Below are 25,469 nucleotides of genomic sequence, written 5' to 3'. Positions count from 1 at the left end.
CCCCGCAGTCGAGGAGGTCACTTGGTACAGGAAGAACAGCCCGACCGGAGCCGAAATAGTATCGAGAGGACACCGAGAACCGCGAATACCACCAGCCCCTGTACGAGCCCGGCTAGTACACCGACGGTGGTGCCGCCGGTAACGGCGAGCGCCCCAGGGCCGACACAGCAGAGACTCGCAAGGCCCGCGACACCCAGAAGCGTCCGTCGAGAGGAAGAGTCCGAGACCATACACGCCTTACTAACTCGAGTCAAATATGTATAGGGGCGTTTTTCCGAGTCGGCAAAACGGGACTCTCGAATCCGGAAACTGTTTTTGTGTTCGTCCCAATACTACGCACGAACGATGCCCGCTATCGCTCCTGTCGGAATGGATCCGGACGATATCGTGCCAGGGACGGGCGAACCAGCGACTGTGGCCTTCGGGGGGCTGTAGCTATGGGTCATCACACGTTCGATGCCGAGCGTGCCGACAAACTAGAACAGCCCGGACAGCGATACCGCTTCGTCTCGGCAGAGGAACTGCTGTGGGCGCTTTCACTCTCCGCTGACGATACCGTTGCCGACCTCGGCAGCGGGACCGGCTTCTTCACCGACGACGTCGCACCCCACGCCAGCACGGTCCACGCGATCGACGTACAGGAAGCAATGCACGACTACTACCGGAAAAAGGGCGTCCCGGAGAACGTCACCCTCGTGACCAGCGACGTGAGTGACCTGCCGTTCGACGACGACGCACTCGACGCCGCGTTCTCGACGATGACCTACCACGAGTTCGCGAGCGAGGAAGCACTGGCCGAGATCCGACGCGTCCTGGCGACCGACGGCCGACTCGTCCTTTTCGACTGGGCAGCGACCGGGTCCGGTACAAGCGGTCCGCCCCTCGACGAACGGTACAGTCCGGACGAGGCGGCAGACGCGCTCCGCAACGCCGGCTTCGCCGTTGAACACGAAGCAGTCCGTCCGGAAACATTTCTGCTGGTCGGGACGCTCGAGTGACGGAACTCTAGTCGAAACCTGTCCCCAGCCCAGCCGGATGCTACGTTCCTCGGATTTCCCGAGCAATGCGCGCTGGCATGCCCCTCATTTTTCCCGGTGGTCGTGGGCGGTTCTGTGATGACCGATAACGGACGCAAGGTCTCACGGCGGCAGGCGTTACGGACCAGCAGTGTGGCGCTGTTCGGGGTCGCAGGACTGTCCATCGAACCCGGAACGGGAGCGACGAGCTTCGAGCGGCCTGCACAGGAAGACGAGGCCGACCCGCAGGAGGAAACGCTGGTGGCCTCGAGCGGAGCGGTCGATGTCGGAGCGGACGAGACCGACGAGACGTGGCTGTACGAGGGGCAACTCCCCGGGCCGGAACTACGCGTGAGCGAGGGAGAGACGCTCCGCGTCTCACTCGAGAACCTGGTGTCCGAGGGGACGACGGTTCACTGGCACGGCGTTCCCGTTCCGAACCGGATGGACGGCGTCCCGAACGTCACACAGGACCCCGTCCCGCCGGAGGGGACGTTCGAGTACGAGTACGAAGCGTCGCCGGCGGGGACGTACGTATATCACAGCCACGTTGGGTTACAACTCGACAGGGGGCTCTACGGACCGCTGATCGTCGAAGAGGAGACACCACACGTCGAGTACGACCGCGAGCATACCCTGCAGTTCGACGATCACCTCGGGGAAGAGCCGGCGCTCGATTCGATCGAAGCCCCGCCGGGCGGCGGTGACGGACCGGGTCCGGGTAACGGAGGCGGTCCCGGCGACGGAATGGGGCCGGGTCGAGGCAACGAATCCGACGAGGACCGCGGTCCGGGGGGCGGAATGGGTCCCGGCAATGGTCCAGGGCCCGGCGACGATATGGGTCCCGGCAATGGTCCAGGGCCCGGCGACGGAATGGGTCCCGGCAATGGTCCAGGGCCCGGCGACGATATGGGTCCAGACAGTCAGATGCGCGGTCAGCGACCGCCGTACGACGGCCTCCTCGTCAACGGGCGTCTCCCATCCGATCCTCCGATATTCGACGTCGAGGAGGGTGAGCGGGTCCGGCTTCGGTTCATCAATCCGAGCAGCGCTACCACCTACCGGGTCGGCGTCGGAGGCCACTCGTTGACCGTCACGCACGCCGACGGGCGACCGGTCGACCCCGTCGACGTGGACTCGTTCGTTCTGAGCATGGGCGAACGGTACGACGCGATCCTCGAGGCGGATTCTCCCGGAGAGTGGCCCATCGTCGCGGAACCTGTCGTCGGCGAGGAGGAGCCCGCGGAGGCGAGGTTACGGTACGAAAGCGCCTCCGAGGCCGAGACCGGCGAGCGGCCACGGTTCGCCGGCCGGGAGCTCGAGTACGACGACCTCGAGGCGCTCGACCCGCTGGATCTCGACGGGGGGCCCGACCGGACGTTCGATCTCACACTGTCGGGCGGAATGATGGGCGGCGCCGCTTCCGACGCGTGGACCATCGACGGCGAAACGTACCCCGACGCCGATCCGTTCGAGATCAGCGAGGGCGATCACGTCCGCGTGCGGATGGTGAACCGCAGTCCGGCGATCCACCCGATGCACCTCCACGGCCACTTCTTCCAAGTCGGCGACGCGGTCAAGGACACCGTACTCGTCGCGCCACATGGCGATCGGGTGACCTTCGACTTCCGCGCGGACAATCCCGGCGACTGGCTGTTTCACTGTCACAACGTCTATCATCTCGAGCGGGGGATGGCCCGCGTGTTCGAATACGAATAGACCGAGGATGAGCGTGCGACCACACGGGACGGGCGCCGATCACGCGTTCTCGATACGGTCGATCGCCTCGTCGAAACGTTCGATGGGCTGTGCACCGACCAGCGAACCGGCAGCTTCGGACTCCGGATCGAAGACGGTGAACGTCGGCGTGCCCGAGACGCCGAGTTCGGTCGCCCGCTCCGCCTCGGCCTCGACCTCGGCCTCGAACTCCGCTCGTCGGTCCTCGAGACACGACTCGAGGCCGTCCGCGCTGACGTCGGGGACTGTGCGGGTGTACTCGAGGAGGTTCTCTGTGGACGCCCATCCCGAGTTCTTCTCACCCTGCTCGTCAAATACCGCCGCGTGCCAGTCCCAGTAGGCAGCGGGGTCGCCATCGCGGAGCCGATCCCAGACACACCTGCTCGCGACCGCGGCCGTCATCGAGTCACCGCCGAAGTACGGGAGCGCGATTACCACGATGCGAACGTCGCCCGGTTCGACGTGCTTCCGAACGAGGTCGGGAAAGGTCTCCCGTTCGAACCGCTCGCAGAACGGGCACTGGAAGTCCGTCCAGTAGTAGATTTCAAGCGGCGCGTCGGGTGATCCGACGATCGGTTTTCCGGCCAGGTCGATGCCGAGCGCGGTCGTCCCGTCGCTCGAGTGAAGCGACGGGGAGATGTCGTGCCCGGTCCCGTCGGATCGGGTGAGATAGTAAGCGCCGGCGACGCTAGCCGTCACGGCCGAGCCGGCGAGGAAGGCACGGCGGGATGACTGGTCGAGCGACATCTGATATCGCTCCCAACGTTCCCAGTCCGCGCCCGTAACGGAACCGCCGATTTGCCGAGCCAGCAAATCGGAGCGAGACCTTTCCGGCCGTCCGTCGTTCGATCGCGTAGATGACTCGGCGAAACGCGATCGGGAACCATCTCGCGAACCTCTCGGCGGCAATGTCGTATCCGTTCGAGACGTGGTGGGGCACGATCGGACTCGTCCTCGCTGCGGCTGTCACGTACGTTCTGTTGCTCCTGAGTACGATGCCGGAGTTCTCGATCCAGATGCTCGGCGACGGCATCCACTGGTTCGAGTACGTCCTCGTCTCGTTGACGGAGACGGTGTACCGCACCGACGGCTGGTTCGGCCTCGGGATCATCGGCCTCTATTCGCTGCTTTCCGGCGTCGCAGTCGTCAACGCCGTCGCACAGTTACGAATCGTCGGTGTCGCGAGCTTCGCCGATCTCTCCGGGGTCGTTCCCGGACTCCTCGCCTCGGGGTGTGCGAGCTGTGGTGCCGGCCTTCTCGGCTTCCTCGGATTTGCCGGCGGCCTCGCGGCGCTTCCCTACGACGGCGCAGTGCTTCGCATCGGTGGCCTCTTCCTCCTGCTGTTCTTCCTGGGCCGGGCGGGACATCCCGAACGATGTCCGGTCGCGACGGAGGCATCGAAATGACGGGTCGTGGTTTCGTCGGATCGATCCGGTCGGATCGGCGAGCGATGGCGTGGGGAACGGCCACCGGGGTCGGCGTGTTCCTCCTGTTCGGACTCGTGACCGGCCTCATTCCGAACCCGCTCTACGTTCGGATGGTCCCGCGGACGCCGACCGACTATCTGTTCCTGACGCTGACTGCGCTGCTTGCGGGCGTCTACATTGCACAGCGGTTGGCGACCGAAGTGGCAAGCACCGAACTCGAGGGCGACGACGGCAGCCAGACTGGCGACACGAGTAGCGCGGATCGACTCGCGTTCGGTGGTCTCGTCGGCGGCTTTCTGGCGGTCGGCTGTCCGATCTGTAACGTCGTCTTGCTCACGCTGTTCAGTTCGTCCGCGCTCATGACGTACTTCGATCCGCTACGGCCCCTCTTGGGCGCGGTCTCAGTAGTACTGTTGGCGGGACTGATCTATCTCCGTCACAGTCGCTCCTGTTCGACCTGCGCATGAGCCGTTTCACCTCGCGAATCTCGGGCCCCTCTCACAGCATCAGCCAACCGAGTGAACGCACCGAAATCGGTACACGATAGCTGATCGTCCGTACGCGTCCACCTTCCTGGGCGATACGCACGTCGATGACGTTCAGTTCTTCGTCGAAGCGTCCGAAAACGGGACGATTGTGGGCGGTATTTCACCCGTGCTGACGGAGCACGCGCTCGATTTCCGGGTGGCTGCGAGAGAGTGGCCCTCGCCGTCCGCTCGCTACACGACCGTCCGTCCGAGAACCGACCGATCGAGACGAGTTCGAGCGCTCGAGGCGGGCCGGTTCGACACCGTCTGGTTACCGCCGGGGAGCGAAACGAGTGGAGTACCTCGGTCGGTGCGACGGCGCAAAGGGGCCGCATACAAGACGCTCGCGGTGATTTGCTGAGTCAGCGAATCGTGACCTATTTGCCGGTGAACGGTAGGGTCTATGGTGTGCAATACGGAGGGTCCTCGGACTCGGCTGAAATCTTCCAAATCCTCGCGGACGAGTACGCACGGAAGATACTCCTCGCCGCGGATCACGGGCCGAAGACCGCGAAAACGCTCAGCGAGGAGTGTGACGCCTCGCTTACGACGATCTATCGGCGGGTATCGAAGCTGCAAGACTACGGCCTCATCGAGGAACACCACACGGTCGACGACGACGGCTCGCACCGGAGCAAGTTCGAAACGTCGCTCGAGGAGCTCCACGTCGAAATTTCGGACGGACAGCTCTCGCTGACGATGGAGACGCGAGACGAACTCGCGGACAACTTCACCTCGCTCTGGAGCAACCTTCGGGGTGAGAACTGATGGAAGCGTCGTTCCTGCTTGCCAAACTGACAACGCTCATCCTGAGTCTTCTCGTCGCGTATCTCGCGTACCATGGCTATCGCCGAAGCGGCGAGACGCCGATGCTGTACGTCTCCGGCGGATTCATCTTCATCGGCGCCGGTGCGATCTGCGAGGGGCTCGTCTACCACGTGTTCGGGACGACGATCGCGTCCGCTGCGCTCGTACAGGCCGCCATCGTCTCGAGCGGGATGATACTCGTTCTCTTTTCGTTAACAAGATAACCGGCACTGAATGCCGCGAACTACAGGAACACAGCTTCAGCCGGTCAGCCGATTCGACGTCGGTTTTAACCTTCTCAGACGCGAATTCGCTGTATGAGTATTGTTGCGGAGTTCTCGGTTAAGTCCGACGACTTTGCGCTGCATCATGCCCTTACGGAAGCGCCGCACATGGTGGTCGAGATCGAGCAGGTCGTAGCGACGATGGAGGACAAGGTGATGCCGTACTTCTGGGTGAGCGGTGGTGATCACGCGGAGTTCGAAGCGGCGTTCGAACGCGACGACTCGGTCACGAACGTCGCCCCCATTGACGAAGTAGACGATGCCAGATTGTATCGTGCCGAGTGGACGCAAAACATCGAATCGGTCGTCTATGCCTACATCGAACTCGGGGCGACGATTCTGCAGGCGATCGGCAGGGACGAAAACTGGGAGCTTCGGATGCGGTTTGACGATCAAGAGAGCCTCTCTCAGTTCCAAACGTACTGCGAGGAGAACGCGATCTCGTTCGAACTCAACCGAATGCGAGACCAGGAACAGCCGATGGCGAGTGCCCAGTACGATCTCACGACGAAGCAACGTGAGACGCTGGTTACCGCGCTCAAACAGGGGTACTACGAAGTACCTCAGACAGTCTCGATGAGCGACCTGGCCGAGGAGATGGGGATCTCACAGCAGGCGCTTTCGAAGCGGTTTCACGCTGCACACGAGAACCTCATCACGAGTACCCTGACGTTCACCCACCCGGACGACGAGTGAATTACTGGCAGCGGAATTTCCGTAGCATCGACTCGAGGTGGTCAATACAACCCATCATCTCTTGCGCAAGGTAGCCGTTCATACGTATATGCCAGGGGACCAACGAGCACGCGAAACCAGTGAGAAGACGACCGGTAACCGGCAGAAAGTGGCTGGGAGGTGTTGTGAGTGTGGTGCGGTTTACTCCGCGTGGGTTCTTCCCGATAGCACTGTCCAACCGATCGGGAAAAAAGACGGTTGTCGGTGTGGAGCATCGAAATTCGAGGCGATCTCAAATTGACTTCCTTCAGGGCCTTCGGGCCGTAGGCCCCCATACGTGATGAACGGTAAACCCGTGTCGGGAGTGCGGACCGCGTGATCTGAGTTTTCGATCTCGATCGCATCCCCGGGTGGGAAATCGACTCATCCCTTTGGCCGGAGTATCCCAGAAGCACACGATAATAGATGGGTCCTGTGTGATGGGATGATGATAGGATTCGATTGGTGGCTAGCACTCTTGTTTATGCCTTTTCCTACCGTATATCGAAAACGGGTGAACAGGATGACAACACCTTCTACGTCGAAGCACGTCCTCTGATATGGATCCGGACCAAACGCGCACGGTCAAACGCCGGGTTCGTCAGGCCGTAGGTGCCGGCGTCATCGGGGCCCTGTACTGGGTCGGCCTCAGACCACGGATGATGACCTGGGGCGCGACTCCGGGGGAAACCACGCGACAACTCCCGGGAGACGATTTACTTCCCGAACCGGATGGCGAATCGACGATGAGTATCGGTATCGATGCACCGCCTGGTGACGTGTGGCCGTGGTTGCTGCAACTCGGTCAGGAGCGCGGTGGGTTCTACAGTTACACGTGGGCGGAGAATCTGCTCGGATTCGACATCCATAATGCCGACGAAATCATCCCCAGCTACCAGGACCTCGCGGTCGGTGATACGGTACGACTGGCTCGTGCCGACCGGTTCCCCGAGACGAAACTCGAGGTGGCTTCGATGGCCCCCGAGAAATCGCTCGTGCTTCAAACCCCTGATCAGCCTCCCTGGTGGGTCTGGGCGTTCGTACTCGCTCCCGTCGGTCCGACTGAAACACGACTCATCGTCAGGGCTCGAATCCGCCTGCCACAGAATCCCGCAGCGACCTTCACCAGCCAGTTGGTTCTCGATCCAGTTACGTTCGTAATGACCCGTGGAATGCTTCGGGGCATCAAATCACGTGTGGAGAACGCAGTGAACGACGCATACACGGCTGACGTGGAGGCAAGCGACAGTGAGAGTAACCGATAGCACACTAAACAACGGGACCAGACGAGCGAGCGGCCTCGTCGACAGCCCGCTGGTGACGTCTGACGGAGTTCGTGACCGAACTACTGAGTCACGGTCAGAAGTGACGCGTTGAACACGGAGACGGCATACGGCAAATCGACTTCGCTTGTTCCAATCAACTGCTCTGAAGCAACTGTCAGTGGCCCCGTCAATCCGCTCCTGTGTTCCGACCTCGAGAGACGTAACGGCGCAAGTCCCTCTCGGTTAGCTCTGTGCGAGATGCTCTTCTGCGAACCAGTTGACGATCCCGCTCTCGGCGCGGTGGAGGACGTCGCTGCAGGTCGCTTTGGAGACGCCAAGCGTCTCTGCGACCTGCGTGAGCGACGCTTCGCGCGGTACCGCGTAGTAGCCTTCCTCGATCGCGACGGTTAGTACCTCCCGCTGGCGCTCGGTCAGCAGTCGATTCGCAGCCGGAGAGCCGATCTCCGCGACGAACTCGAGGTCGTACTCGACGGCCGCTTCGTCGAGGTATTCGCCGAGTTCCGACAGCCGGTCCGATGACGTCGTCAACTCCCACGTTGCCGTCCCGTCGTCGATACTGAACGGCATCTCGATCGGGATCCCGGCCTGCCACAGCGGCAAGAGCAGCGACGGACTCGTCGCCTCGACCTGTACGAGCCCCGTCCCACCCTGTGTCCAGAGCAGGTCGAGCGAGACGACGTCGGACTGGGCGTCGATCGTCCCGAGGATGGAGACCAGATCGTCGGCCGTGACCCGAACCAGGGCGATCCCGGCGTCCTCCCCGGCCAGCGCCGTCACGACTTCGAACCCTGCCTCCGCGTGTGCGGTCGACACCTCGTGTATCCAGACGTCCTCGGGCAGCGAGACCGACAGTTGTGCTCGCGGCATATCGGATAGTGGCGTCGTCACCGCCTTGAACTTCTTCCTAACATGTCAGCAATGCCCTGAGATGTTAGACCGGTGCCGACCGGTTCGGGCAAACCGCTACCCGGGACAGGCGAGTACCGACAGGCAGGTGTTCACTACGATGCTTCGAACGCGGAACGATCCGTTTCTCGTCATGGCTGGGTTATACCTCGTGGTTGGGCTGTTCGCTACCGTTGGAACGCTCGGCGTCGAAGCCGGTGTGATCGACGTGTTGCCGCGGCTTCGGTGGTTGACGATCCACTTCGTAACCATCGGCGGGATGACTCAGGCCTTGTTCGGTGTGCTCCCGGCGCTAGCCGGTTCCCGGCGCGAGGACACGACGAACGCGACGGTCCGCAACCGGTGGCTCCAGTGGCTCTCGCTGAACGCCGGCTATCCGCTCATCTTGATCGGGATGGCGACCGGTACTACCATCGTCGCGGTCGTCGGTGCCTCCCTCGTCCTCGGCGCACTCGCTGGACTACTGGCGACGGTGTATCGATCGAAAGACCCCGCCGTCGACGGACCGTCCTACTTCCGGACTGCACCGTGGTTCCTGGTCGTCGGCATCCTCGCTGCGTTCGGGATGTTGCTGAACGTTCACGGACCGGGCGGCTACTTCGGGACGATCGAGGCCCACGTTCACGCAAACGTCTGGGGGTTCCTCGCTCTCGTCGCGGCGGGCGCTCTCTTCACGGTGGTTCCTCGGCTGTTCGGAGCCGACCTGCGGTATCCGCGCCTCCGACGCGTCACCTACTGGGGGATCACGGCCGGCGCCGGTGGCCTCGTCGCGGGACCGTGGCTGGCGCGCCACGAACTCACGATGCTTGGGCTCGTCGTATACGTCGTCGGGACGGCGGCGCTGTTAGCGAACGTCATCGGCACGTACCGCGTGGGCGAACGGGCCCAGCCGGAGCGATTCGCCCTTCTCCTCGGAGCGTACCTCTGGCTGGCGTTCCCCGTTCCGTGGGCGCCGCTCGTACTGCTCTTTCCGGAGACTGTCCCCGCCACGGCGATCGAAATCGCGGCGATCGACGGCCTCGTGTTCGGATGGATGCTACAGCTAGCCATGGCGTTCCTCCCCATCGTCGCGGTCGGCACAAAAAGCGATGGCGCGGGATTCGCCGCCCGGACGACTGCGGCGAGCGAGACCGTCGGAACTCCATCCTGGCTACAGATCGCAAGCGTGAACCTCGGGATGCTGGCGCTCTGGCTGACCGCGATACTCCCGATCGGAGGCACCGTCGACTCGCTGTCACTCGTCGGCTACCTCCTCGTCGCCGTCGCCTGGGGGTTCTTCGCCGTCGATCTCTGGACGGCACTGACTACGTCATCTACTTCCACTGCAGGTTCTTCAGGGATCCTCTCGGAGTAAGCCAGGCGTAGGAGAGCCGTGACTCCAATATTTGACCATGCAATAGCATATTCTCTCCATAATAGAGGCGGTATGAAACGCTCGTCCGTAAGGGAGGCGTCTGTCGAGACGTCGAACGAACGCGACCCGTAGCTGAAAACAACAATCCCTCGAGGGAATCGCAGTGACTGCGACAGTTGACCACGTGAAGGGATTATCCCGCTCGACCTCCGAGGACCGGTATGCAGTGGTGCGACCAGCTACCGAGAGCGTCCGAACGTGAGGAGAGAGTCCGGAACCGAAGCCGGACGGATCACGCGGCATGACCGACGAACGCCTCCCGGCCGAACACCTCTCCCCGCTCGCCACGCTCGTCGACGAGGTGCTCGCGGGCGTCGGTTACGAGATGGCCCCCGCCACCGACGCCATCGACGACGCCGTCCCCGGCTACGGCGGTCTGTTCGCCCCCGAGACGACCCCCGACGAGTTGCGTCACGCGCTCGAGAGCCTCCTGGAATCGGGACTCACGCGGCCACCCGTCTCCGAGCCGACGAGCGACGCATTCGTCCTCTACGTCGACGGCAGTTCACGCGGTAACCCCGGACCCGCAGGTGCGGGTGCCGTCATCATGGACGCTGCGGAGACTCAACTCGCCCGTCTCGGTCGACCCGTCGGCGCCCGGACGGGGAACAACACCGCCGAATACGTCGCCCTCCACCTCGGACTCGCCGAACTGTTGGCCCGCTACGAGCCACACAGACTGGAGGTGCGCATCGACTCGATGACGGTTATCCGGGACGTCTGGGGTGGCAACGACCCGACGGAATCGGGCGTCGAGACGTACAGCGAGGCCGTCACAGCAGCACTGTCGAACGTCCCGGAACACGAGTACACGCATCTGGCCGACAGCGACCCGAACCCTGCCGACGCACTGGCGACAGTGGGGGCCGATATCGCGGCCTTCGGACCGGAATAGTCGACCAACTACCGACAGGCCGGTCAACGACTGTCTCGAGTTGGTTCACGACCGTCCAGGGTGCTACTATGTTATGGTCGGGTCCGGTGGCGTACGACGGAACACTGAGACGAGAGGCGAATAGCTACCGAACGATCCTGCAGTGGCTGTAGATCCCCTCAGGGCCGAGTGATACGAGACGCGGAGCCCCGCTTCATCACGGAAATCTTCGATTTCCGTACGCCACGGGGCTTTCGCGTGGACTCCCGTTCTATGCTTCGGTCGGGGCAGGGGGTGGGTGCTCCCCGCTCACGTTCAGCCTCCCGCGATTCGAGCGCACATCTACGGGTGCGTCTCCATCACCCGCGTTTTGCCTGCGACGGAGATACTGCAAACCGATGTTCTCGGAAGCGTCGTAGTCGGCGTGGTTCTCACACCCACACTGCTGACGGTCGAAGGCCGATCCGATTAGCCCAGGACGTACCGGAGCCTGGGGAACCGCTCGAGGAGCGGTTGGCCGCCGACGTTGATTCCTTCGATGTAGCGGTCGAGACCGGCGATGCGGCCCGCTGCGAAGGCGCCGAGCGCGAGGAACGCGACGGCGTAGATCAGCGTCGAGTCGAACAGCGCGAGCCACTCACCTTCCCAGCCGCCGAGGTAGAACAGGACCATCTGCATGGCCCCGCCCAGGGCTGCCAGGCGGACGAACGCGCCGGCGATCAGCGCGACGCCGATCAACAGCTGCGTTGCGGGCACGACGACGTTGATGACCTCCATCAGCGCGGGGTTGGCCGCCATCGCGGCGTAGAGACCGCTGACGGGACTTGCCGGGTCGACGCCGTGGACCAGAAAGCCGCTGGCGTCGAACGGCCAGTCCAGGACCTTCCCCAGGCCCGCAAACAGGATCATTCCGCCCATTACGAACCGCAGCGCTACGACGAACCACGCGCTCAGCGCGTGGGGTCGTCCTTCGAGTATGATTCCTCCGTACCGGCTTTCGAGCTTGTTTCGAGTGGTAGTGGACATGATCGGGTGACCTCTTGTATTTGAAGAGACGGGCCGAACGGAGATGATCGAACACCCTTTATTTAATGGGTGACTGGGGGAATGACTACTCAGGTGACATCCCACGTCCGTTCACCAGCCGGCGGAGTGGATGCGTTCGTTTGACTCCAACCACGTCATCCACGTCATGCGGGAGGTCAGGTACTCACGCCACGTTGGCCGAGAGAACATAAACGACCTACGAGCGGAGGTTCAACGTTGACGGACCGTCCCGGTAGAACACAGGTCAACGACTGTCGGATACCGCCGACGCTTGGTCAATCTACGCCCACAGGATTCCCACAGACACTATGCAACTCACCGACGTCACACTGCGAGAAGGGGCACAGCTACCGGGACGGTCTTACGACGTAGAACAGAAAGTTTCGGCGGGGGAAGTACTTGGCCGTCTCGATCTGCCGTATATTCAGGCTGGCTTCCCGGCGACCGGGGAAGTCGATCGTGAGGCGACGCGCCGCCTCGCCGACGACCTCGAGGCCGATTTAATCGGCCTTGCTCGCGCGGTCCCCGGCGATGTCGAAGCAGCACTCGACGCGAACGTCGATGTCGTCGAGGTGTTCGCGCCGCTCTCCGACGGGCAACTCGAGTACGTCGTTGACTCGTCGCGGGCGGAGATGTTTGAAGCCCTTCGCGAGGCGATCGACCTGGCACTCGAGGGCGGCGCCGACGTCCACCTCAGTCTGCTCGATGCCTTTCGAACGGACCCGGAATACCTCGTGACCGCGTTCGATCGGTTCTCCGAAGTTTCGTACGTCAATCTCCCGGATACAGTCGGCTCGGCCAGTCCGTCGTCTGTACAACAGTTCCTCGAGCGACTGGGTGAGGAGCATAACATCGACCTCTCCAGGGTGGGCGTACACTTCCACGACGACCTCGGTGTCGCGACGGCGAACACGATTACTGCCTTCCAGGCGGGCGTCGGCAAAGCCGACGTCAGCGTCGGCGGTCTCGGCGAGCGAGCCGGCAATGCGCCCCTGGAAGAGGTGGTCGCGATCGGCGACCTGGAACACGACACGAGTTTCGGCGTCGGAACGGCCGATCTCGTTCCTGCATGCAAGAGAGTGCTGACGATCCTCGAGGAGGATATTCCGGACCAAAAGGCGCTACTCGGTCGCGAGACGACGCGTCACGAGTCGGGGATACACACGGCTGCAATGATCGAGGAACCGAGCGTCTTCGAACCGTTCGATCCGAGCCGGTTTGGAAGCCGTCGCAAACTCATCTTCGGAGAGGGAACCGGTCGTGGGGGCGCCCGTCGGCTCCTTGAACGCGCCGACGTTGCCGTCGAGGGAACCGACGACGCTGTTAGCACTGTCCTCGAGTTACTCGCCGACGAAGGGCCACTCGAGACAGAGGCTGCTGTCAGGCTCATCGAACGCCGACTCGGAGCATAATTCGTCGCCCCCGGTGACTGTCAGCCCATTTGTTCGTCAAGCTGATCTGTTGATCGTCCGTTGACCGCGCGCTCGAGGAGTTTCTTTTCGGCTTTCCGCAGGTGCTCGAGGAACGTCGGGTGCGTAATACCGAGCCCTTCGGCGACAGACTCGGCATCCGTCTCGCGGGGCCAGTCGTAGTAGCCGGCCTCGAGGGCAGCTTCGACGACTTCGTATTGCCGTTTGGAGAGGCCCGCTGGTCGATCTGGAACGCGAACGAGTCGTTCGACACTGGCAGTTCCTAGATCGCCGAGGTCCTCGACGATCCGTTTGACATCTTCGCGTGAAAAGGCCATCATATCGAAGGTCCGTTCGGTCCTAAACGCCCGGTCGACACCGACAAGCATTCCGTTATGTTTCCGGATGATACCGATTGCTCCACAGGATTGCTTCCGAACTAAGATCGTCGAATCGCCGACGGTTCCGACCCGTCGAACAGCGTCGGACTCTCGCAGTCGCGACGCGATCTCGTCGCGGTGTTCCGGGATTTCAACGACGAACGTCAGCGTGCCGTCCTCGTGAATCTCTTCGCGCGTGACTACGAGCGGAACATCGAACTCCTGTGTCACGTCGTTGAGAACGTAGTCGGAGTCGAGATCCAGTTGTACGGTACTCCGGAGCATACTCGGAGTCGATCACTCTCGATCATGAACCTTCTGTATATAAACGACCTACGGGTGTTGGCTCAACTCACTTGCTGATCCTCCGGAAAAGAACGTCACTGAGTCACACGGTCTCAGTGGGGAGACGAAGTGATCTCATCTCCCGCCCAGGGACTGCAGACGGTGGGCACACAGCACGAATTATTCACCAGCAATGACACGGCACATCAATCGACGCAAGGCACTGACGACAATTGGCGCGGCGACAGCCACGGGGATGACCGGCCTGGCCGGTTGTCTCGGCGCCGACGGTGAGTATCCAAGCGACCCGTTGACCGCGATCGTTCCGTTCGACGAGGGCGGCGGCTCCGATACGATCATCCGCCAGATGGCAGGGCCACTCTCCGAGGAACTCGAGGAAGACATCCGGATCGAGAACGTGCCCGGAGCCGGCGCAATGCGCGGGATCGGCCAACTCATTACTGCCGAGCCGGATGGCTACACGTTCGGAAAATTCAACCCGCTAACGACGTCGATCCAGGCGCTGATTAATCCGCCTGACTTCGAATTTCAGGATCTGAAGGGCCTCGCGACGATAGGCTCGAACGCTCTCGTGGTTATCACCGACACTGAACTCGAAATCGAAGGACTGGGAGACCTCGTCGATCGGTACGACGATGGAGAGATCGATAACATCGGCGGCCTTGGGGCGCAGTATCTCCCGCACGCGATGTTTTTCAAGGAACGGTACGGTATGGAGTGGGACAATTACATTCAGTACTCGGGTGGCGGCCCGATTAATCAAGCCGTCGCCTCTGGCGAGGTTCCTGCGGCCGTCAACGCGGATCTGAGCTCTATCGGGGTCGTTGAGGAGGGGAACGCGGACGTTGCCGCCGTCTTGACGACGTCGGGGAGTGCCGTGTTCCCGGACGCGACCAACGTGACGGACCAGGGATTCGAGGAAATGGACTTCCTCGGGCAGGTTACCCGTTCGATGTGGGTGCCGCCGGAGACGCCTGAAGATCGTATCGAGCCGCTCACAGAAGCCGTTGAAGCAACGATCGAGAGCGAGACCATTCAAAACTGGGCCGACGAAACTAATAACCGAATGGCATACGGTCTCCCAGAGGAGGCAGATCAGGTCCTCGAACAGATCTGGACTGAGATTCCCGACGTCGTCGACATAGAGGAGCTTCGCGAGGCCGCAGAGTAACACCTATCGATGGCAGAACGCGAACTCTCGGAACTGGGGTTACTCGGGGTGTTTCTGGCGGTCGCCGTCGGTTTTATTGGGCTGACGACGACGTTCCGATCGTCGTCAGCACAGCTGTTTCCACGACTAACAGGCACCGCCATCGTTTCGGCATCGGCCTTCTCCTAGTGGAGAAACGACTGCCCGAACCCGTTCGGCGGATTGTCGCCGAATCTGTCGATATCGTTGATCGAGACGAATTCGGGATGGACGGAGAAGACGGTGGCGAGGAGAGCGATACGGCAAAGACCGGGATCGATGCAGGTGAAGCTACGACCAAACCCGACCGTCGGGACCTGCCGCCGGTTCTCGACCGACTTACGGCGCGGCAGTTCACCTTCGGCGCCATAGCCGGGTACGTCGGAGTTGCGTACGTGCTGAGTATCCTGGTTGCGACACCCCTCTTCGTGCTCACGTACGGTTACTGGAACCGGCAGCCGCGATGGGCCGTCGTCGGACTGACGGTCGTCTCGATCGGGATCTGTCTGCTGTTTATGTCTATAGCTAACGCACCGCTCGACCGATCGTTGTTGTTCCCACGGGGGATGTTCTGATGGTCTCCGACGCATTCCTGGAAGGCATCCAGATTGCCCTCTCGTGGCCGACTATCGGCTGGATGGTCGTCGGCGTCCTCCTGGGTATCGTGATCGGTGCGATTCCTGGAATTGGACCGAACCTCGGGATGGCAGTCGCGTTACCGCTGACCCTGCCGCTTGGCGGCCCGAACGCGATCATCCTGCTCGTTGGCATCTACTCCGGCTCGATGTATGGCGGATCGATCGCCGCAATCCTGATGAACGTCCCCGGAACAGCGGCTGCAGCGGCAACGACATTCGACGGGTATCCGCTCTCACGACAGGGTCAGGCTTCCTTCGCACTGTCAGCGTCCGCACTGAGTTCGGCGGTTGCAGGGTTTCTCACGGTCGCCGCTCTCATCGTGATCTCTCCGGGGATCGTCGCGCTCGTCCTCCTGCTGGGCTCGCCGGAGTATTTCCTGGTCGCAGTGCTCGGACTCTCGATGATCACTATCGTCGCTCGCGGCTCGATGGTCAAGGGATTCGTCGCCGGGGCGTTCGGGTTGTTAGTAACGACGATCGGTATTGCACCGATGTCGTCGGAACTCCGATTCACCGGCGGGTCACTCGTACTCTATGACGGTCTCTCGTTCGTCGCGGCGATTCTCGGCCTGTTTGCCATTGCCGAGATGCTGAAGCTCGCGGGTGAGGAAGGAAGCATCGCCCGCGACGAGATCAACACCTCTGGAAGCGTGCTTGCCGGTGCCAGTAAAGCCCTCTCAAAGCCGATACCACTCGTCAAGTCCGCGTTCATCGGGATGTTCATCGGATCTCTCCCCGGTTCGGGCGCGTCGGTCTCGAACTTCGTCGCGTACGGTGAGGCGATGCGATCGACCGCCTCGGATCGATTCGGAAACGGAGAAATCACCGGCGTTATCGCTGCCGAGGCCTCGAACAACGGGACAGTCGGCGGCTCTCTCATCCCGGCATTGTCGTTCGGCATTCCCGGCTCAGGGGCAACGGCGGTGTTGCTCGGTGGTCTACTGATGCATGGCCTCCAGCCGGGTCCGGATCTGTTCAGTTCGGACCTCCATCTCACCTACAGCATCTTCGTTGCGCTGTTTCTCGGGAACGTCATCATCCTCGTGCTCGGACTCGGCCTCATCACCAGGGCGGAGTACCTCACTCGAATCAACACCGAGTACCTCATCCCGATGATTGTCGTGTTGGCCGTGGCGGGAAGTTTCACCCTGCGAAACAACTGGGTCGACGTCGCGACAGTCCTCGTTCTCGGCGCGATCGGGTACTACATGTTCAAACACGATTACTCGGTCATCGCATTCATCCTGGGAATGGTTTTGGGCCCGATTGCCGAGGAGAACTTCCTCCGATCGTTACAGTTGTCCGATGGATCGTGGACGATTTTCGTCGCGAGTTGGCCGTCACGACTCCTCGTGGGGCTTATCATCATCGTTCTACTCGGACCGGTCGTACAGAACTGGCGACGACGACGGCACGCGGGGGACGACTCATGAACCTGTCGCTGACCTCCCCCAGACAGTTACATGCTACCGCTCTCGAGGGCTACGAGCTACGAGACCCGATCAACTGTATCCTGCCACCGGCGTTCCGTTCGCTGTACCGCAACCAGCTAGCTCATCACCTTCCGCTCGACAATGACAACATCAACTGATACACCGACCAATAGACCGCTCGAAGATACGACCGTCATCGAACTGGGGCATATCGCTGCCGGCCCGTTCTGCTCCCTGCTACTGGCGGAACTCGGAGCAGACGTGATAAAAATCGAACACGGGGCATCCGGCGGAGACTCCGTCCGCGGCGGTACACCAGTCGGGAACAGCCTCTTCAACGCCGTCAATCGGAACAAGCGAGGGATCAGTCTCGACCTCAAAACCGACGGCGGCATGGAGGCGTTTCGCGACCTGATCACGACCGCTGACGTCTTCGTCGAGAATCTCCGCCCTGGCGCACCAGAGAAACTCGGGATCGGCTACGATGACCTCCGCAATGTCAATCCCGAGCTCGTGTACTGTTCGATCAAGGGATTCAATGAGGGTCCGTACGAGGACTACCCTGCGCTCGATCCCGTCGCGGAGGCGCTCTCCGGATTAATGAGCGTGACGGGTCACCCGGACAAATCACCCGCACGCGCTGGAACTAGCGTCGCAGATATGACTGCCGCCCTGTTTGGCGCCTTCGGGATCACCGCGGCGCTCAGACAGCGAGAACACACCGGAACCGGGCAACACGTTACTGCTCCGCTATTCGAGAGTACAGTGTCGCTGATGGGGTATTGGCTGGTATATGCGCAGGCGTACGATACGCGCCCTGAGCCGCTCGGGGCTGGCCACGACAACTGGGCACCTTACGACGTCTACCAAACGACCGATGATCGATGGGTGTTCGTCGGTCCGTCCTCACAGGCCCAATGGGAACGACTCTGTGAGGCGCTCGGGCTCCAACTTCACGAAGAGGATCGATTCGAAACCGTCGACGACCGGCGGCGGAACGAGGACGCCCTCGACGACGAACTCCAGGGCGTGATCGGAAAACTGACAGCTGATGAACTCGTCGAGGGACTGCACGACGTGGGTGTTCCGGTCGCGCCGGTCCAGAATGTCGACGAAGTCCCGGCGGACGAACACTTGGCTGCAACGGACGCCCTCGGCGAAATCGAGACAGCCGAGGGCGAGTCCACCTCGGTCTCGGTCCCGAAGCTCCCGCTCCGTTCCTCGCAGTTCCAGCGTCCAGAACCGACTGACCCGCCGGAACTCGGTGCCGATACCGACGCTGTTCTCCGCGACCTGGGCTATTCGGATGCCGAAATCGAATCGCTCCGAAACAGCGGCTGTCTATAAGCTATTGAGGTGGACGTTCGGTTTCTCGCGTCGGCCATTGCCGCACGTCGGATTCAATGAACCCGAATAATGTCCGCCGCCGCATCTCGAGATCGTCGAGAGAGGCCTCGAATTCATCGTCCGAAGCGGTCGGAATCCCCGCTTCTCGGAGGGCGGTCAGATCTGGTGGGGGAGGAGTGTTGTCCGCAGGGTCGACGAAAGTCTCGTGGAGCGTTTCGAGGTAGTTCTCGATTCCGTTGCGGGCATTCCGGACGATGATCTCGTTCGGGCGGTGTTCTTTCGGAACCCCGAACCGGACGAGCGTCAAGGCATCGTCGAGAGCCGCGATTTCGACGGCCGGGGAGCGGTCGGCTCGAGCGCTGTGAAAGTAGTGAAGTACGGGGTACGCCTTGTGATTCTCCGTAAGCAGAGTGAGTTGTGCTTCGAAGGTGTTCAGCGGGAGATCGAATCCTCGAAACTCCGCTCCGTTCCAGGCTGCTTGAACGATATCCTCGCTGACCGTTCCAAATCCGCTCACGTTGTTGGCGAACGCACGTTTCTGGGTGACTGCATCGAGAACTGAAAGCGTATAGGTGACGCTAAGCGTCACGAAGAGCAATCCGCTCCCCGTCGCAAGTACCGTGACGAACTGCCAAATCCCTTTCCGTGGAACGAAATCACCGTTTCCTAACGTGAATACGGTGTATCCAGTAAAATAGATCCAGTCGTACCACGACGTAGACCCGCGGTTGAGTGTATCAATAAGACCGTTCTCGGCACTGGCGAAAATCAGCGTCCATCCGCTCCAGAGAAGCACGATCCAGAGCGAGAGACTCAACATGAAGATCAACAGCCCCGAGAGGCTGAGTAGCCGCGAGTTCTGGGCGCCGATTTTTCGTAGTGAGCGCCATGTCCACGCCATCAGCCGAGACGTGAGTGGACCGGCGCCACCTTCGACCCACAGCGTCGTCCAGAGGATATCTGTTATGACTGCAACGAGAAGAACCACGCCAAGAGTGAGAGTGACGAGGTTCATGCTCCAGTCGTTTTAGTCGGCGGGTCGTGCGCCTGAGTGCGGTAACACATCCGACAAAGTCGGGACGGAAAGATCGGCACGGCGATACCCGTATTTAGAGACATCGGAACCACCCCATCCATAGCCACCTCCTCGAGTATTGACTGTGCCGCTTGGGATCGTGATCCTTCTGAGGTACCGTCAGTGTCGCTATCACTGGAATGGCGATTCTCGTGATCGGGCTGACCGCCAGACGGGCCGTAATAGAGCAGGGAAGACACCTGACGACCTGGAATCCGGCGACTGAGGTGGAGCAACGATCGTAACCGACTCGTCGACTCGCAGATTTCCGCGAGCCGTTCAGAAGATACTTGACTCATTATTGTGTCTATATTACAATATCATTGGCGGAGTTCCGGGATAGATTTCAGCCTTGCAGAGGCATCCTCGGCGAAAGCTGCCAGTCCATCGACGCCCGTACCGAACGACGGGGAACAGTTGATCGAGGGTGTTCGTCACAGGAACGTGTAATGTACCCTCAGAAGACTGTCGAGTACGCCGAATAGTCCGAGAACCCGGTGTTACCGAATGGCTAGTAACGTTGTGTAGGTCGGTACCGGAGCGGGTTCGCCCGACCGACGACGTTCGAGAGATAAGCAGCGATCGCGCCAGCCATCTTTACAGAGTGGATCGGATCGCACTCTCACCGTCGTCTACTGCTCTCAGTCCAGGTCTTTGAACACCCCATCGAAATCACTGGCGATTCGCGGTCGTCCAATGAGCCGTGTCTGCGGAGCTACTCGTCGGTCGTACTTTCGATTCCAAACCATTTCCGGGAACATATCCCGACCCGGGACGTACAACAGCCATGCGAGACCTCGACGAGACCGATATGGAGATCTTGCGACTGCTTGGAGAGGATGCCAGACGACCGTTCAGCGACATCGCCGAACAGGTCGACCTCTCCGGACCTGCCGTCTCGGACCGCGTCGAGCGATTGCAGGAGGCGGGCATCATCAATCGCTTTACAGTCGATGTCGACCACTCACAACTCCAGGCCGGTATCCCGGTATTCGTTCAAGTATCGAGTATAATGGGTGCCGTCGACGATCTCAGAAACCGGATCAGCGATTCCGAGGGGGTCGAACACGTGTTCGTGACCGCGGACGGCGATATCTGGTTTTATGCCCGCGCACAGGTCCGGAACGTTCATCAGTGGCTCGACGGACTGTTCGCGGACGTCGACGACGTCAACTACACGGTGACGTTGATCGATGACGTCGAGTGGCAACCCTCGCTCGACGGGACCGAGTTCGCACTCACCTGCGCCGAATGCGGCAATACCGTTGACACCGAAGGAGAGTCAATGACGATCGACGGTCAACCGTATCACTTCTGCTGTCCGTCGTGTCAGAGCCGATTCGAAGACCGCTACGACCGCCTTGAGAGGGGCGCATAGCCCACCGGCGGAATATCGGTACGATCACTCGGTGATCGCACCCAGACCCATTTCTTTTTGATTTTGTATATATTGTGCAATAATGGGTTCGACAGAGGCGACATCGACGATCGATAGTGACGCCCTCTCCAGGTTCATGCCGGCGGGTACGCAACTGAATTTGTTGTTCGCGAGTCAGGTGACTGCAGGACTTGCGTTCGCGTACGCTACCGGTGAGACGGGACAACGGATGAGCCTCTTTTTCATCCCGGTTGGAGTACTGTTTCCGTCTGGGTCGTCTGGCACACCCGGCCCGATTCAGCACGGCTTCGCGTCCGGGCTCTCACTGCTGCCGTCGCTACGGCGTATCTGCTGGTGCTGTTCTATCTCTCGGGCCTCCTCCAATCGAGTTCCCCCCTTATCGGCCAGTCGATTGATTCGAAGGGAGTCGGCCCGCTGCTCGCGGGCGGCGCCAGCAGTTCTTCGGTGGTCTTGATAGCGGGGCGATGGGGGTGCGAAATCGCGACGATCCTGTTTCTCGTTGCGATTTCGATCCTCTACCATCGACGACATCTCCGGCGTCTCTACGCGACCGTCAGGGGCTGAGCGGGTGCCCACCGCTTCGCCGTCGAACCGGTCGGAGTTCGAAGGAGTATATCGATCAGCCCAGAACCAGACGCCGAGTCCACTTAACTTTCCAAAGATAGCGGAGAGTATCACTTTGAATCTCTACTGAAAACCGTGGTAAACGAGGGACCCCTATGAAACGATAGTGAGTCACCGAACCAGTCGTCTCGAGATTCAGGGGATGAGCTGCGCGAACTGCTCGCAGTCGATCACTGAATCCTTGGAAGCGCTCGACGGCGTCTCGGAGGCGGACGTAAACTTCGCCACCGACGAGGGCACCGTCGAGTACGATCCAGGAGCGGTATCGCTCGCGGAGATCTACGACGCGATCGACGAGGCCGGCTACCATGCCGAGACCGCGACCGCGTCGATCGGCATCGCGGACATGACCTGTGCGAACTGCGCCGACACCAACGAGGAGGCCCTCGAACTGGTGCCCGGCGTCATCACCGCGGAGGCGAACTACGCAACCGACGAGGCTCAGGTCGAGTTCAACCCCGCCGATGTCTCGCGGGCCGAACTCTACGACACGGTCGAGGAAGCGGGCTACACGCCCATCCGTGACGATGATGACGCTGCGGAGTCGGACCAGGAACGGCGCGACGCCGCCCGCCAGGAAGAGATCACCAAACAGCTCCGACTGACGCTCTTCGGAGCAGTGTTGTCGGCACCGTTCCTGTTCTTCCTGGGCGATCGGTTCCTTTTGGGCGGAACCGTCTTCCCTGACACAGTCTTCGGGCTCGAGTTCGAATGGGTTGGCTTCCTGCTGGCCACGCCGGTCCAGGTCGTCCTCGGCAAACCGTTCTATGAGAATTCCTACAAAGCGATCGTGAAGAACGGTCGGGCGAACATGGACGTGCTCATCGCGCTGGGGTCCTCGACGGCGTACATCTACAGCCTCGCCGTCCTGCTGGGGCTGGTCGCCGGGCAGACGTACTTCGACACCGCGGCGCTGATCCTCGTGTTCATCACGCTCGGGAACTACCTCGAGGCCCGGTCGAAGGGCCAGGCCGGCGACGCCCTTCGGAAGCTCCTCGAAATGGAGGCCGAGACGGCCACCATCGTCGACGAGGACGGCACTGAGCGGGAGGTCCCCCTCGAGGAGGTCGACGTCGGCGACCGGATGAAGGTTCGACCCGGCGAGAAGATTCCGACCGACGGGGTCGTTGTCGACGGTCAGTCCGCCGTCGACGAATCGATGGTGACCGGCGAGTCCGTCCCCGTCGAAAAGGAAGCAGGCGACGAGGTCGTCGGCTCGACGATCAACGAAAACGGGGTGCTGACCGTGGAGGCGACGAAGGTCGGCTCGGACACGGCACTTCAGCAGATCGTTCAGACCGTCAAGGAGGCCCAGTCCCGCCAGCCCGAGATCCAGAACCTCGCCGATCGGATCTCGGCGTACTTCGTCCCCGCCGTCATCGCCAACGCCCTGTTCTGGGGTACCGTCTGGTTCCTCTTCCCCGAGGCGTTGGCGAGCTTCGTCGAGTGGCTCCCATTGTGGGGACAGGTTGCCGGCGGCCCGGCCCCGGCCGGCGGTGGCGTCTCAGTCTTCGAGTTCGCGATCGTCGTGTTCGCCTCGGCGGTCCTGATCGCCTGTCCCTGTGCGCTCGGGCTGGCGACGCCCGCGGCGACGATGGTCGGGACCGCGATCGGTGCGCAAAACGGCGTCCTGTTCAAGGGTGGTGACATCCTGGAGCGCGCGAAGGACGTCGACACGGTCGTTTTCGACAAGACCGGGACGCTCACCGAGGGTAAGATGGAGCTGACCGACGTCGTCGCATTCGACGCGGACGACCGTCCGGTGCCCGACGGCGGGACGGCAGCGGCCGACAGCGGTGCCCCTGCCACCAGCGACTGGCTCACCGAAGACGACGTGCTCCGGCTCGCGGCAGCGGCCGAGAGCGCTAGCGAACACCCGCTCGCCCGAGCCATCGTCGAGGGCGCCGAAGAACGCGGGCTCGAGGTATCCGATCCCGAGTCCTTCGAGAACGTCCCTGGACACGGCGTCCGAGCTACCGTCGACGGTGACGAGGTACTCGTCGGGAACCGGAAACTCCTCCGGGATAATGGGGTCGATCCCGCACCCGCCGAGGAGACGATGGAACGACTCGAGAACGAAGGGAAGACGGCGATGCTCGTCGCCTACGTGTCGGCCGACGCGGACGAGGGCGTGCTCGCGGGCGTGATCGCGGATGCCGACACCGTTAAAGAGAGCGCCGAGGAGGCGGTTACCGCACTCCACGAACGCGGCACCGACGTGATGATGATCACTGGCGACAACGATCGGACGGCCCGCGCCGTCGCCGAACGAGTCGGAATCGACCCGGAAAACGTTCGGGCCGAAGTCCTCCCCGAGGACAAGTCCGACGCGGTCGAGGCGATTCAGGCGGAGGGCCGGCAGGCGATGATGGTGGGTGACGGCGTTAACGACGCCCCAGCGCTGGCCGTCGCACATGTCGGCACGGCAATCGGCAGCGGGACGGACGTCGCCATCGAGGCGGCCGACGTGACGCTGATGCGCGACGATCCGGTCGACGTCGTGAAGGCAATCCGCATCTCCGACGCGACGCTCCAGAAGATCAAGCAGAACCTCGTCTGGGCCCTGGGCTACAACACGACGCTCATCCCGCTCGCCTCGCTCGGGTTGCTCCAACCGGTGCTGGCCGCCGCCGCAATGGCGTTCTCGAGCGTCTCCGTACTATCGAACAGCCTGCTTTTCCGCCGGTACGACCCTGACTACGACTACGAACTGCTCGGGTTCCTGCGCTGAACGGACACAATCCGTTCGGCTGTTTGACCACTGGCGGCGGACCGCGACAGAACGAGCAGTCGTTCCGCCAGTCCGTTTTCAGTCGATGTCCGCGAGACGATTTGCGTTGGTCACGACGGATTCGCTCGTCTTCGTCTTCGAGGGAAAGCCAGACAACGACCGTCCCATCGGTAGTGTGGATATAGTCAATATTGCCGAGGTCGATGCCGATGCCGTTGCTCGCGTTGAGCGAGTCAAGAGTGGATTTCTCGGGAAAGCTGTTTCGTCGGGTTACCAGGCCGAAGGAAAGGTTGGAGATCGTGGACACAGAATGGGCAAATTGGATCAATTCCGGGAGCGCTTCGCTCTGGCTTCCGAGTGGCGTGAGCTCGGCAAAATCCAGCACGACACCCGGGCGGAACACCTGACTATCTGGACGTGTGTTCAGGTAGGTCACACTGCATGGCGGCGTGAACCTTTTGATCATCCGGACGCCACAGTAATGCATGATACAAACAATTCTGTTCGGGAGACCCAGTCGCCTCCGGGCTATCGGCCTTTTGCTGCTTGGCAGTGGGCTCGCGGCGACAGAGTTGAACAGCACGTGGTTCTGGCTCCTCCCTCTGTTTGTCGTCGGGGCTGTTACGGTGTGGACACTGGCCAACAGGGGACCGAACCGGCGTCTTGGTACGGACAATGAGATTTCAGCCGGTTCGACAGACAGAACGACGGCTCTAGATTCCCTCAAGCACCAGTACGCAGTTGGCGAGATCAGCGACACAGAGTTCGAGCATCGAATAGAGACCCTACTAGAGAACGAAACAATCTGCTCTGTTGAATAGCGATCTAATCCGCCGATATCACTAGCTTAGAAGGATGAAGCCGAGGAATTCGATTCTGTCTATGGAAATCGATATCCT

Annotated in this window: 23 protein-coding genes and 2 pseudogenes; 19 read left to right on the top strand and 6 right to left on the bottom strand. The window is 61.5% G+C overall.

Translation table 11 applies throughout. The annotated features are described in order from the left end of the window. Positions 1-437 precede the first annotated feature (437 nt). Entirely contained in the window at positions 438-998 is a 561-nt protein-coding gene (locus BM113_RS20245; RefSeq protein WP_089789795.1) for a class I SAM-dependent methyltransferase, read from the top strand. 117 nt (positions 999-1,115) lie between these two features. Then, positions 1,116-2,735 (top strand): multicopper oxidase family protein, encoded by a 1,620-nt coding sequence (locus BM113_RS20240; RefSeq protein ID WP_089789794.1) that lies wholly within the window; start codon positions 1,116-1,118, stop codon positions 2,733-2,735. 39 nt (positions 2,736-2,774) lie between these two features. Here BM113_RS20240 and BM113_RS20235 read toward each other — a convergent pair whose 3' ends face one another. Then, a complete protein-coding gene (locus BM113_RS20235) occupies positions 2,775-3,500 on the bottom strand; it encodes a DsbA family protein (protein WP_089789793.1) in 726 nt (241 codons plus the stop codon). A 110-nt stretch (positions 3,501-3,610) separates the two neighbouring features. On the opposite strand from BM113_RS20235, the gene BM113_RS20230 reads away from it, so the two are divergent. From BM113_RS20230 to BM113_RS20200, 6 genes are all read left to right on the top strand, one after another. Next, positions 3,611-4,159, top strand: coding sequence for a hypothetical protein (locus tag BM113_RS20230; protein WP_089789792.1), 549 nt, complete (start codon positions 3,611-3,613; stop codon positions 4,157-4,159). Further along, positions 4,156-4,647 carry a hypothetical protein gene (locus BM113_RS20225; RefSeq protein ID WP_089789791.1) on the top strand — a complete coding sequence of 164 codons (492 nt, stop codon included), beginning with the start codon at positions 4,156-4,158 and terminating at the stop codon, positions 4,645-4,647. The genes BM113_RS20230 and BM113_RS20225 overlap by 4 nt, the downstream gene beginning before the upstream one ends. A gap of 468 nt (positions 4,648-5,115) precedes the next feature. Continuing rightward, on the top strand, positions 5,116-5,475 hold the full coding sequence (locus BM113_RS20220) for an ArsR/SmtB family transcription factor (protein ID WP_089789790.1): 360 nt from the start codon (positions 5,116-5,118) through the stop codon (positions 5,473-5,475). Then, entirely contained in the window at positions 5,475-5,738 is a 264-nt protein-coding gene (locus BM113_RS20215; protein WP_089789789.1) for a DUF7521 family protein, read from the top strand. The genes BM113_RS20220 and BM113_RS20215 overlap by 1 nt, the downstream gene beginning before the upstream one ends. Positions 5,739-5,831: 93 nt before the next feature. After that, positions 5,832-6,494: a helix-turn-helix domain-containing protein gene (locus BM113_RS20210; protein ID WP_089789788.1), complete on the top strand. Its 663-nt coding sequence runs from the start codon at positions 5,832-5,834 to the stop codon at positions 6,492-6,494. 764 nt (positions 6,495-7,258) lie between these two features. Further along, positions 7,259-7,777, top strand: a complete 519-nt coding sequence (locus BM113_RS20200; RefSeq protein ID WP_245758130.1) for a hypothetical protein — start codon at positions 7,259-7,261, stop codon at positions 7,775-7,777. A 243-nt stretch (positions 7,778-8,020) separates the two neighbouring features. Here the strand turns inward: BM113_RS20200 and BM113_RS20195 are convergent, their stop codons facing one another. Next, positions 8,021-8,665 (bottom strand): helix-turn-helix domain-containing protein, encoded by a 645-nt coding sequence (locus tag BM113_RS20195; protein WP_089789786.1) that lies wholly within the window; start codon positions 8,663-8,665, stop codon positions 8,021-8,023. A 139-nt stretch (positions 8,666-8,804) separates the two neighbouring features. Between BM113_RS20195 and BM113_RS20190 the strand changes: the two genes are divergently transcribed. After that, a complete protein-coding gene (locus BM113_RS20190) occupies positions 8,805-10,058 on the top strand; it encodes a heme-copper oxidase family protein (protein ID WP_089789785.1) in 1,254 nt (417 codons plus the stop codon). Positions 10,059-10,359: 301 nt separating this feature from the next. After that, entirely contained in the window at positions 10,360-11,013 is a 654-nt protein-coding gene (locus tag BM113_RS20185; RefSeq protein WP_089789784.1) for a ribonuclease HI family protein, read from the top strand. A 250-nt stretch (positions 11,014-11,263) separates the two neighbouring features. Here BM113_RS20185 and BM113_RS22960 read toward each other — a convergent pair. Together BM113_RS22960 and BM113_RS20175 are read right to left on the bottom strand one after the other, a co-directional pair. Next, positions 11,264-11,452 (bottom strand): annotated as a pseudogene (locus tag BM113_RS22960) (RNA-guided endonuclease TnpB family protein); the annotation flags it as partial. Between the two features lie 8 nt (positions 11,453-11,460). Continuing rightward, positions 11,461-12,018, bottom strand: coding sequence for a DoxX family protein (locus BM113_RS20175; protein WP_089789783.1), 558 nt, complete (start codon positions 12,016-12,018; stop codon positions 11,461-11,463). 329 nt (positions 12,019-12,347) lie between these two features. Here BM113_RS20175 and BM113_RS20170 point away from each other — a divergent pair, with 329 nt between their 5' ends. After that, positions 12,348-13,451 carry a LeuA family protein gene (locus BM113_RS20170; protein ID WP_089789782.1) on the top strand — a complete coding sequence of 368 codons (1,104 nt, stop codon included), beginning with the start codon at positions 12,348-12,350 and terminating at the stop codon, positions 13,449-13,451. A gap of 20 nt (positions 13,452-13,471) precedes the next feature. On the opposite strand, the gene BM113_RS20165 is transcribed toward BM113_RS20170, so the two are convergent. Continuing rightward, positions 13,472-14,113, bottom strand: a complete 642-nt coding sequence (locus BM113_RS20165) for a helix-turn-helix domain-containing protein (RefSeq protein ID WP_089789781.1) — start codon at positions 14,111-14,113, stop codon at positions 13,472-13,474. A gap of 193 nt (positions 14,114-14,306) precedes the next feature. On the opposite strand from BM113_RS20165, the gene BM113_RS20160 reads away from it, so the two are divergent. The 5 genes from BM113_RS20160 to BM113_RS20145 all read left to right on the top strand — a co-directional run bounded on the left by BM113_RS20160 (position 14,307) and on the right by BM113_RS20145 (position 18,741). Further along, positions 14,307-15,305, top strand: coding sequence for a Bug family tripartite tricarboxylate transporter substrate binding protein (locus BM113_RS20160; protein ID WP_089789780.1), 999 nt, complete (start codon positions 14,307-14,309; stop codon positions 15,303-15,305). Positions 15,306-15,314: 9 nt separating this feature from the next. Beyond that, the gene (locus tag BM113_RS22760) at positions 15,315-15,473 is read left to right on the top strand and encodes a hypothetical protein (protein WP_245758129.1); all 159 of its coding nucleotides are present in this window, start codon (positions 15,315-15,317) and stop codon (positions 15,471-15,473) included. Further along, positions 15,473-15,898: a tripartite tricarboxylate transporter TctB family protein gene (locus tag BM113_RS20155; protein ID WP_245758128.1), complete on the top strand. Its 426-nt coding sequence runs from the start codon at positions 15,473-15,475 to the stop codon at positions 15,896-15,898. The genes BM113_RS22760 and BM113_RS20155 overlap by 1 nt, the downstream gene beginning before the upstream one ends. Further along, complete coding sequence (locus tag BM113_RS20150; protein ID WP_089789779.1) at positions 15,898-17,394, top strand: tripartite tricarboxylate transporter permease; 1,497 nt, start codon at positions 15,898-15,900, stop codon at positions 17,392-17,394. The genes BM113_RS20155 and BM113_RS20150 overlap by 1 nt, the downstream gene beginning before the upstream one ends. Positions 17,395-17,535: 141 nt before the next feature. Then, the gene (locus BM113_RS20145; RefSeq protein WP_089789778.1) at positions 17,536-18,741 is read left to right on the top strand and encodes a CaiB/BaiF CoA transferase family protein; all 1,206 of its coding nucleotides are present in this window, start codon (positions 17,536-17,538) and stop codon (positions 18,739-18,741) included. Between the two features lies 1 nt (position 18,742). Here BM113_RS20145 and BM113_RS20140 read toward each other — a convergent pair whose 3' ends face one another. Next, positions 18,743-19,756, bottom strand: a complete 1,014-nt coding sequence (locus BM113_RS20140; RefSeq protein WP_089789777.1) for a potassium channel family protein — start codon at positions 19,754-19,756, stop codon at positions 18,743-18,745. A gap of 847 nt (positions 19,757-20,603) precedes the next feature. Between BM113_RS20140 and BM113_RS20135 the strand changes: the two genes are divergently transcribed. The 3 genes and pseudogenes from BM113_RS20135 (at position 20,604) to BM113_RS20125 (ending at position 24,570) form a co-directional block, all read left to right on the top strand. Beyond that, positions 20,604-21,194 carry an AsnC family transcriptional regulator gene (locus BM113_RS20135; RefSeq protein ID WP_089789776.1) on the top strand — a complete coding sequence of 197 codons (591 nt, stop codon included), beginning with the start codon at positions 20,604-20,606 and terminating at the stop codon, positions 21,192-21,194. A gap of 264 nt (positions 21,195-21,458) precedes the next feature. Continuing rightward, positions 21,459-21,779 (top strand): annotated as a pseudogene (locus BM113_RS23135) (DUF7546 family protein); the annotation flags it as partial. 166 nt (positions 21,780-21,945) lie between these two features. After that, on the top strand, positions 21,946-24,570 hold the full coding sequence (locus BM113_RS20125; RefSeq protein ID WP_089789774.1) for a heavy metal translocating P-type ATPase: 2,625 nt from the start codon (positions 21,946-21,948) through the stop codon (positions 24,568-24,570). Positions 24,571-25,469: the final 899 nt, after the last annotated feature.

The sequence above is a fragment of the Natronobacterium haloterrestre genome (genome assembly GCF_900112205.1).
GTDB classification, from domain to species: Archaea; Halobacteriota; Halobacteria; order Halobacteriales; family Natrialbaceae; genus Natronobacterium; species Natronobacterium haloterrestre.
Note: the sequence above shows the minus strand (reverse complement) of the source record. Positions and strands in the feature narration are given on the sequence as shown.

Coding starts and splice junctions, on each gene's coding strand:
- BM113_RS20185 (WP_089789784.1), top strand. CDS start 10,360: ATGACCGACGAACGCCTCCCGGCCGAACACCTCTCCCCGCTCGCCACG.
- BM113_RS20195 (WP_089789786.1), bottom strand. CDS start 8,665: ATGCCGCGAGCACAACTGTCGGTCTCGCTGCCCGAGGACGTCTGGATA.
- BM113_RS20240 (WP_089789794.1), top strand. CDS start 1,116: ATGACCGATAACGGACGCAAGGTCTCACGGCGGCAGGCGTTACGGACC.
- BM113_RS20160 (WP_089789780.1), top strand. CDS start 14,307: ATGACACGGCACATCAATCGACGCAAGGCACTGACGACAATTGGCGCG.
- BM113_RS20135 (WP_089789776.1), top strand. CDS start 20,604: ATGCGAGACCTCGACGAGACCGATATGGAGATCTTGCGACTGCTTGGA.
- BM113_RS22760 (WP_245758129.1), top strand. CDS start 15,315: ATGGCAGAACGCGAACTCTCGGAACTGGGGTTACTCGGGGTGTTTCTG.
- BM113_RS20165 (WP_089789781.1), bottom strand. CDS start 14,113: ATGCTCCGGAGTACCGTACAACTGGATCTCGACTCCGACTACGTTCTC.
- BM113_RS20225 (WP_089789791.1), top strand. CDS start 4,156: ATGACGGGTCGTGGTTTCGTCGGATCGATCCGGTCGGATCGGCGAGCG.
- BM113_RS20200 (WP_245758130.1), top strand. CDS start 7,259: ATGAGTATCGGTATCGATGCACCGCCTGGTGACGTGTGGCCGTGGTTG.
- BM113_RS20175 (WP_089789783.1), bottom strand. CDS start 12,018: ATGTCCACTACCACTCGAAACAAGCTCGAAAGCCGGTACGGAGGAATC.
- BM113_RS20230 (WP_089789792.1), top strand. CDS start 3,611: ATGACTCGGCGAAACGCGATCGGGAACCATCTCGCGAACCTCTCGGCG.
- BM113_RS20150 (WP_089789779.1), top strand. CDS start 15,898: ATGGTCTCCGACGCATTCCTGGAAGGCATCCAGATTGCCCTCTCGTGG.
- BM113_RS20210 (WP_089789788.1), top strand. CDS start 5,832: ATGAGTATTGTTGCGGAGTTCTCGGTTAAGTCCGACGACTTTGCGCTG.
- BM113_RS20190 (WP_089789785.1), top strand. CDS start 8,805: ATGCTTCGAACGCGGAACGATCCGTTTCTCGTCATGGCTGGGTTATAC.
- BM113_RS20170 (WP_089789782.1), top strand. CDS start 12,348: ATGCAACTCACCGACGTCACACTGCGAGAAGGGGCACAGCTACCGGGA.
- BM113_RS20140 (WP_089789777.1), bottom strand. CDS start 19,756: ATGAACCTCGTCACTCTCACTCTTGGCGTGGTTCTTCTCGTTGCAGTC.
- BM113_RS20235 (WP_089789793.1), bottom strand. CDS start 3,500: ATGTCGCTCGACCAGTCATCCCGCCGTGCCTTCCTCGCCGGCTCGGCC.
- BM113_RS20145 (WP_089789778.1), top strand. CDS start 17,536: ATGACAACATCAACTGATACACCGACCAATAGACCGCTCGAAGATACG.
- BM113_RS20215 (WP_089789789.1), top strand. CDS start 5,475: ATGGAAGCGTCGTTCCTGCTTGCCAAACTGACAACGCTCATCCTGAGT.
- BM113_RS20245 (WP_089789795.1), top strand. CDS start 438: ATGGGTCATCACACGTTCGATGCCGAGCGTGCCGACAAACTAGAACAG.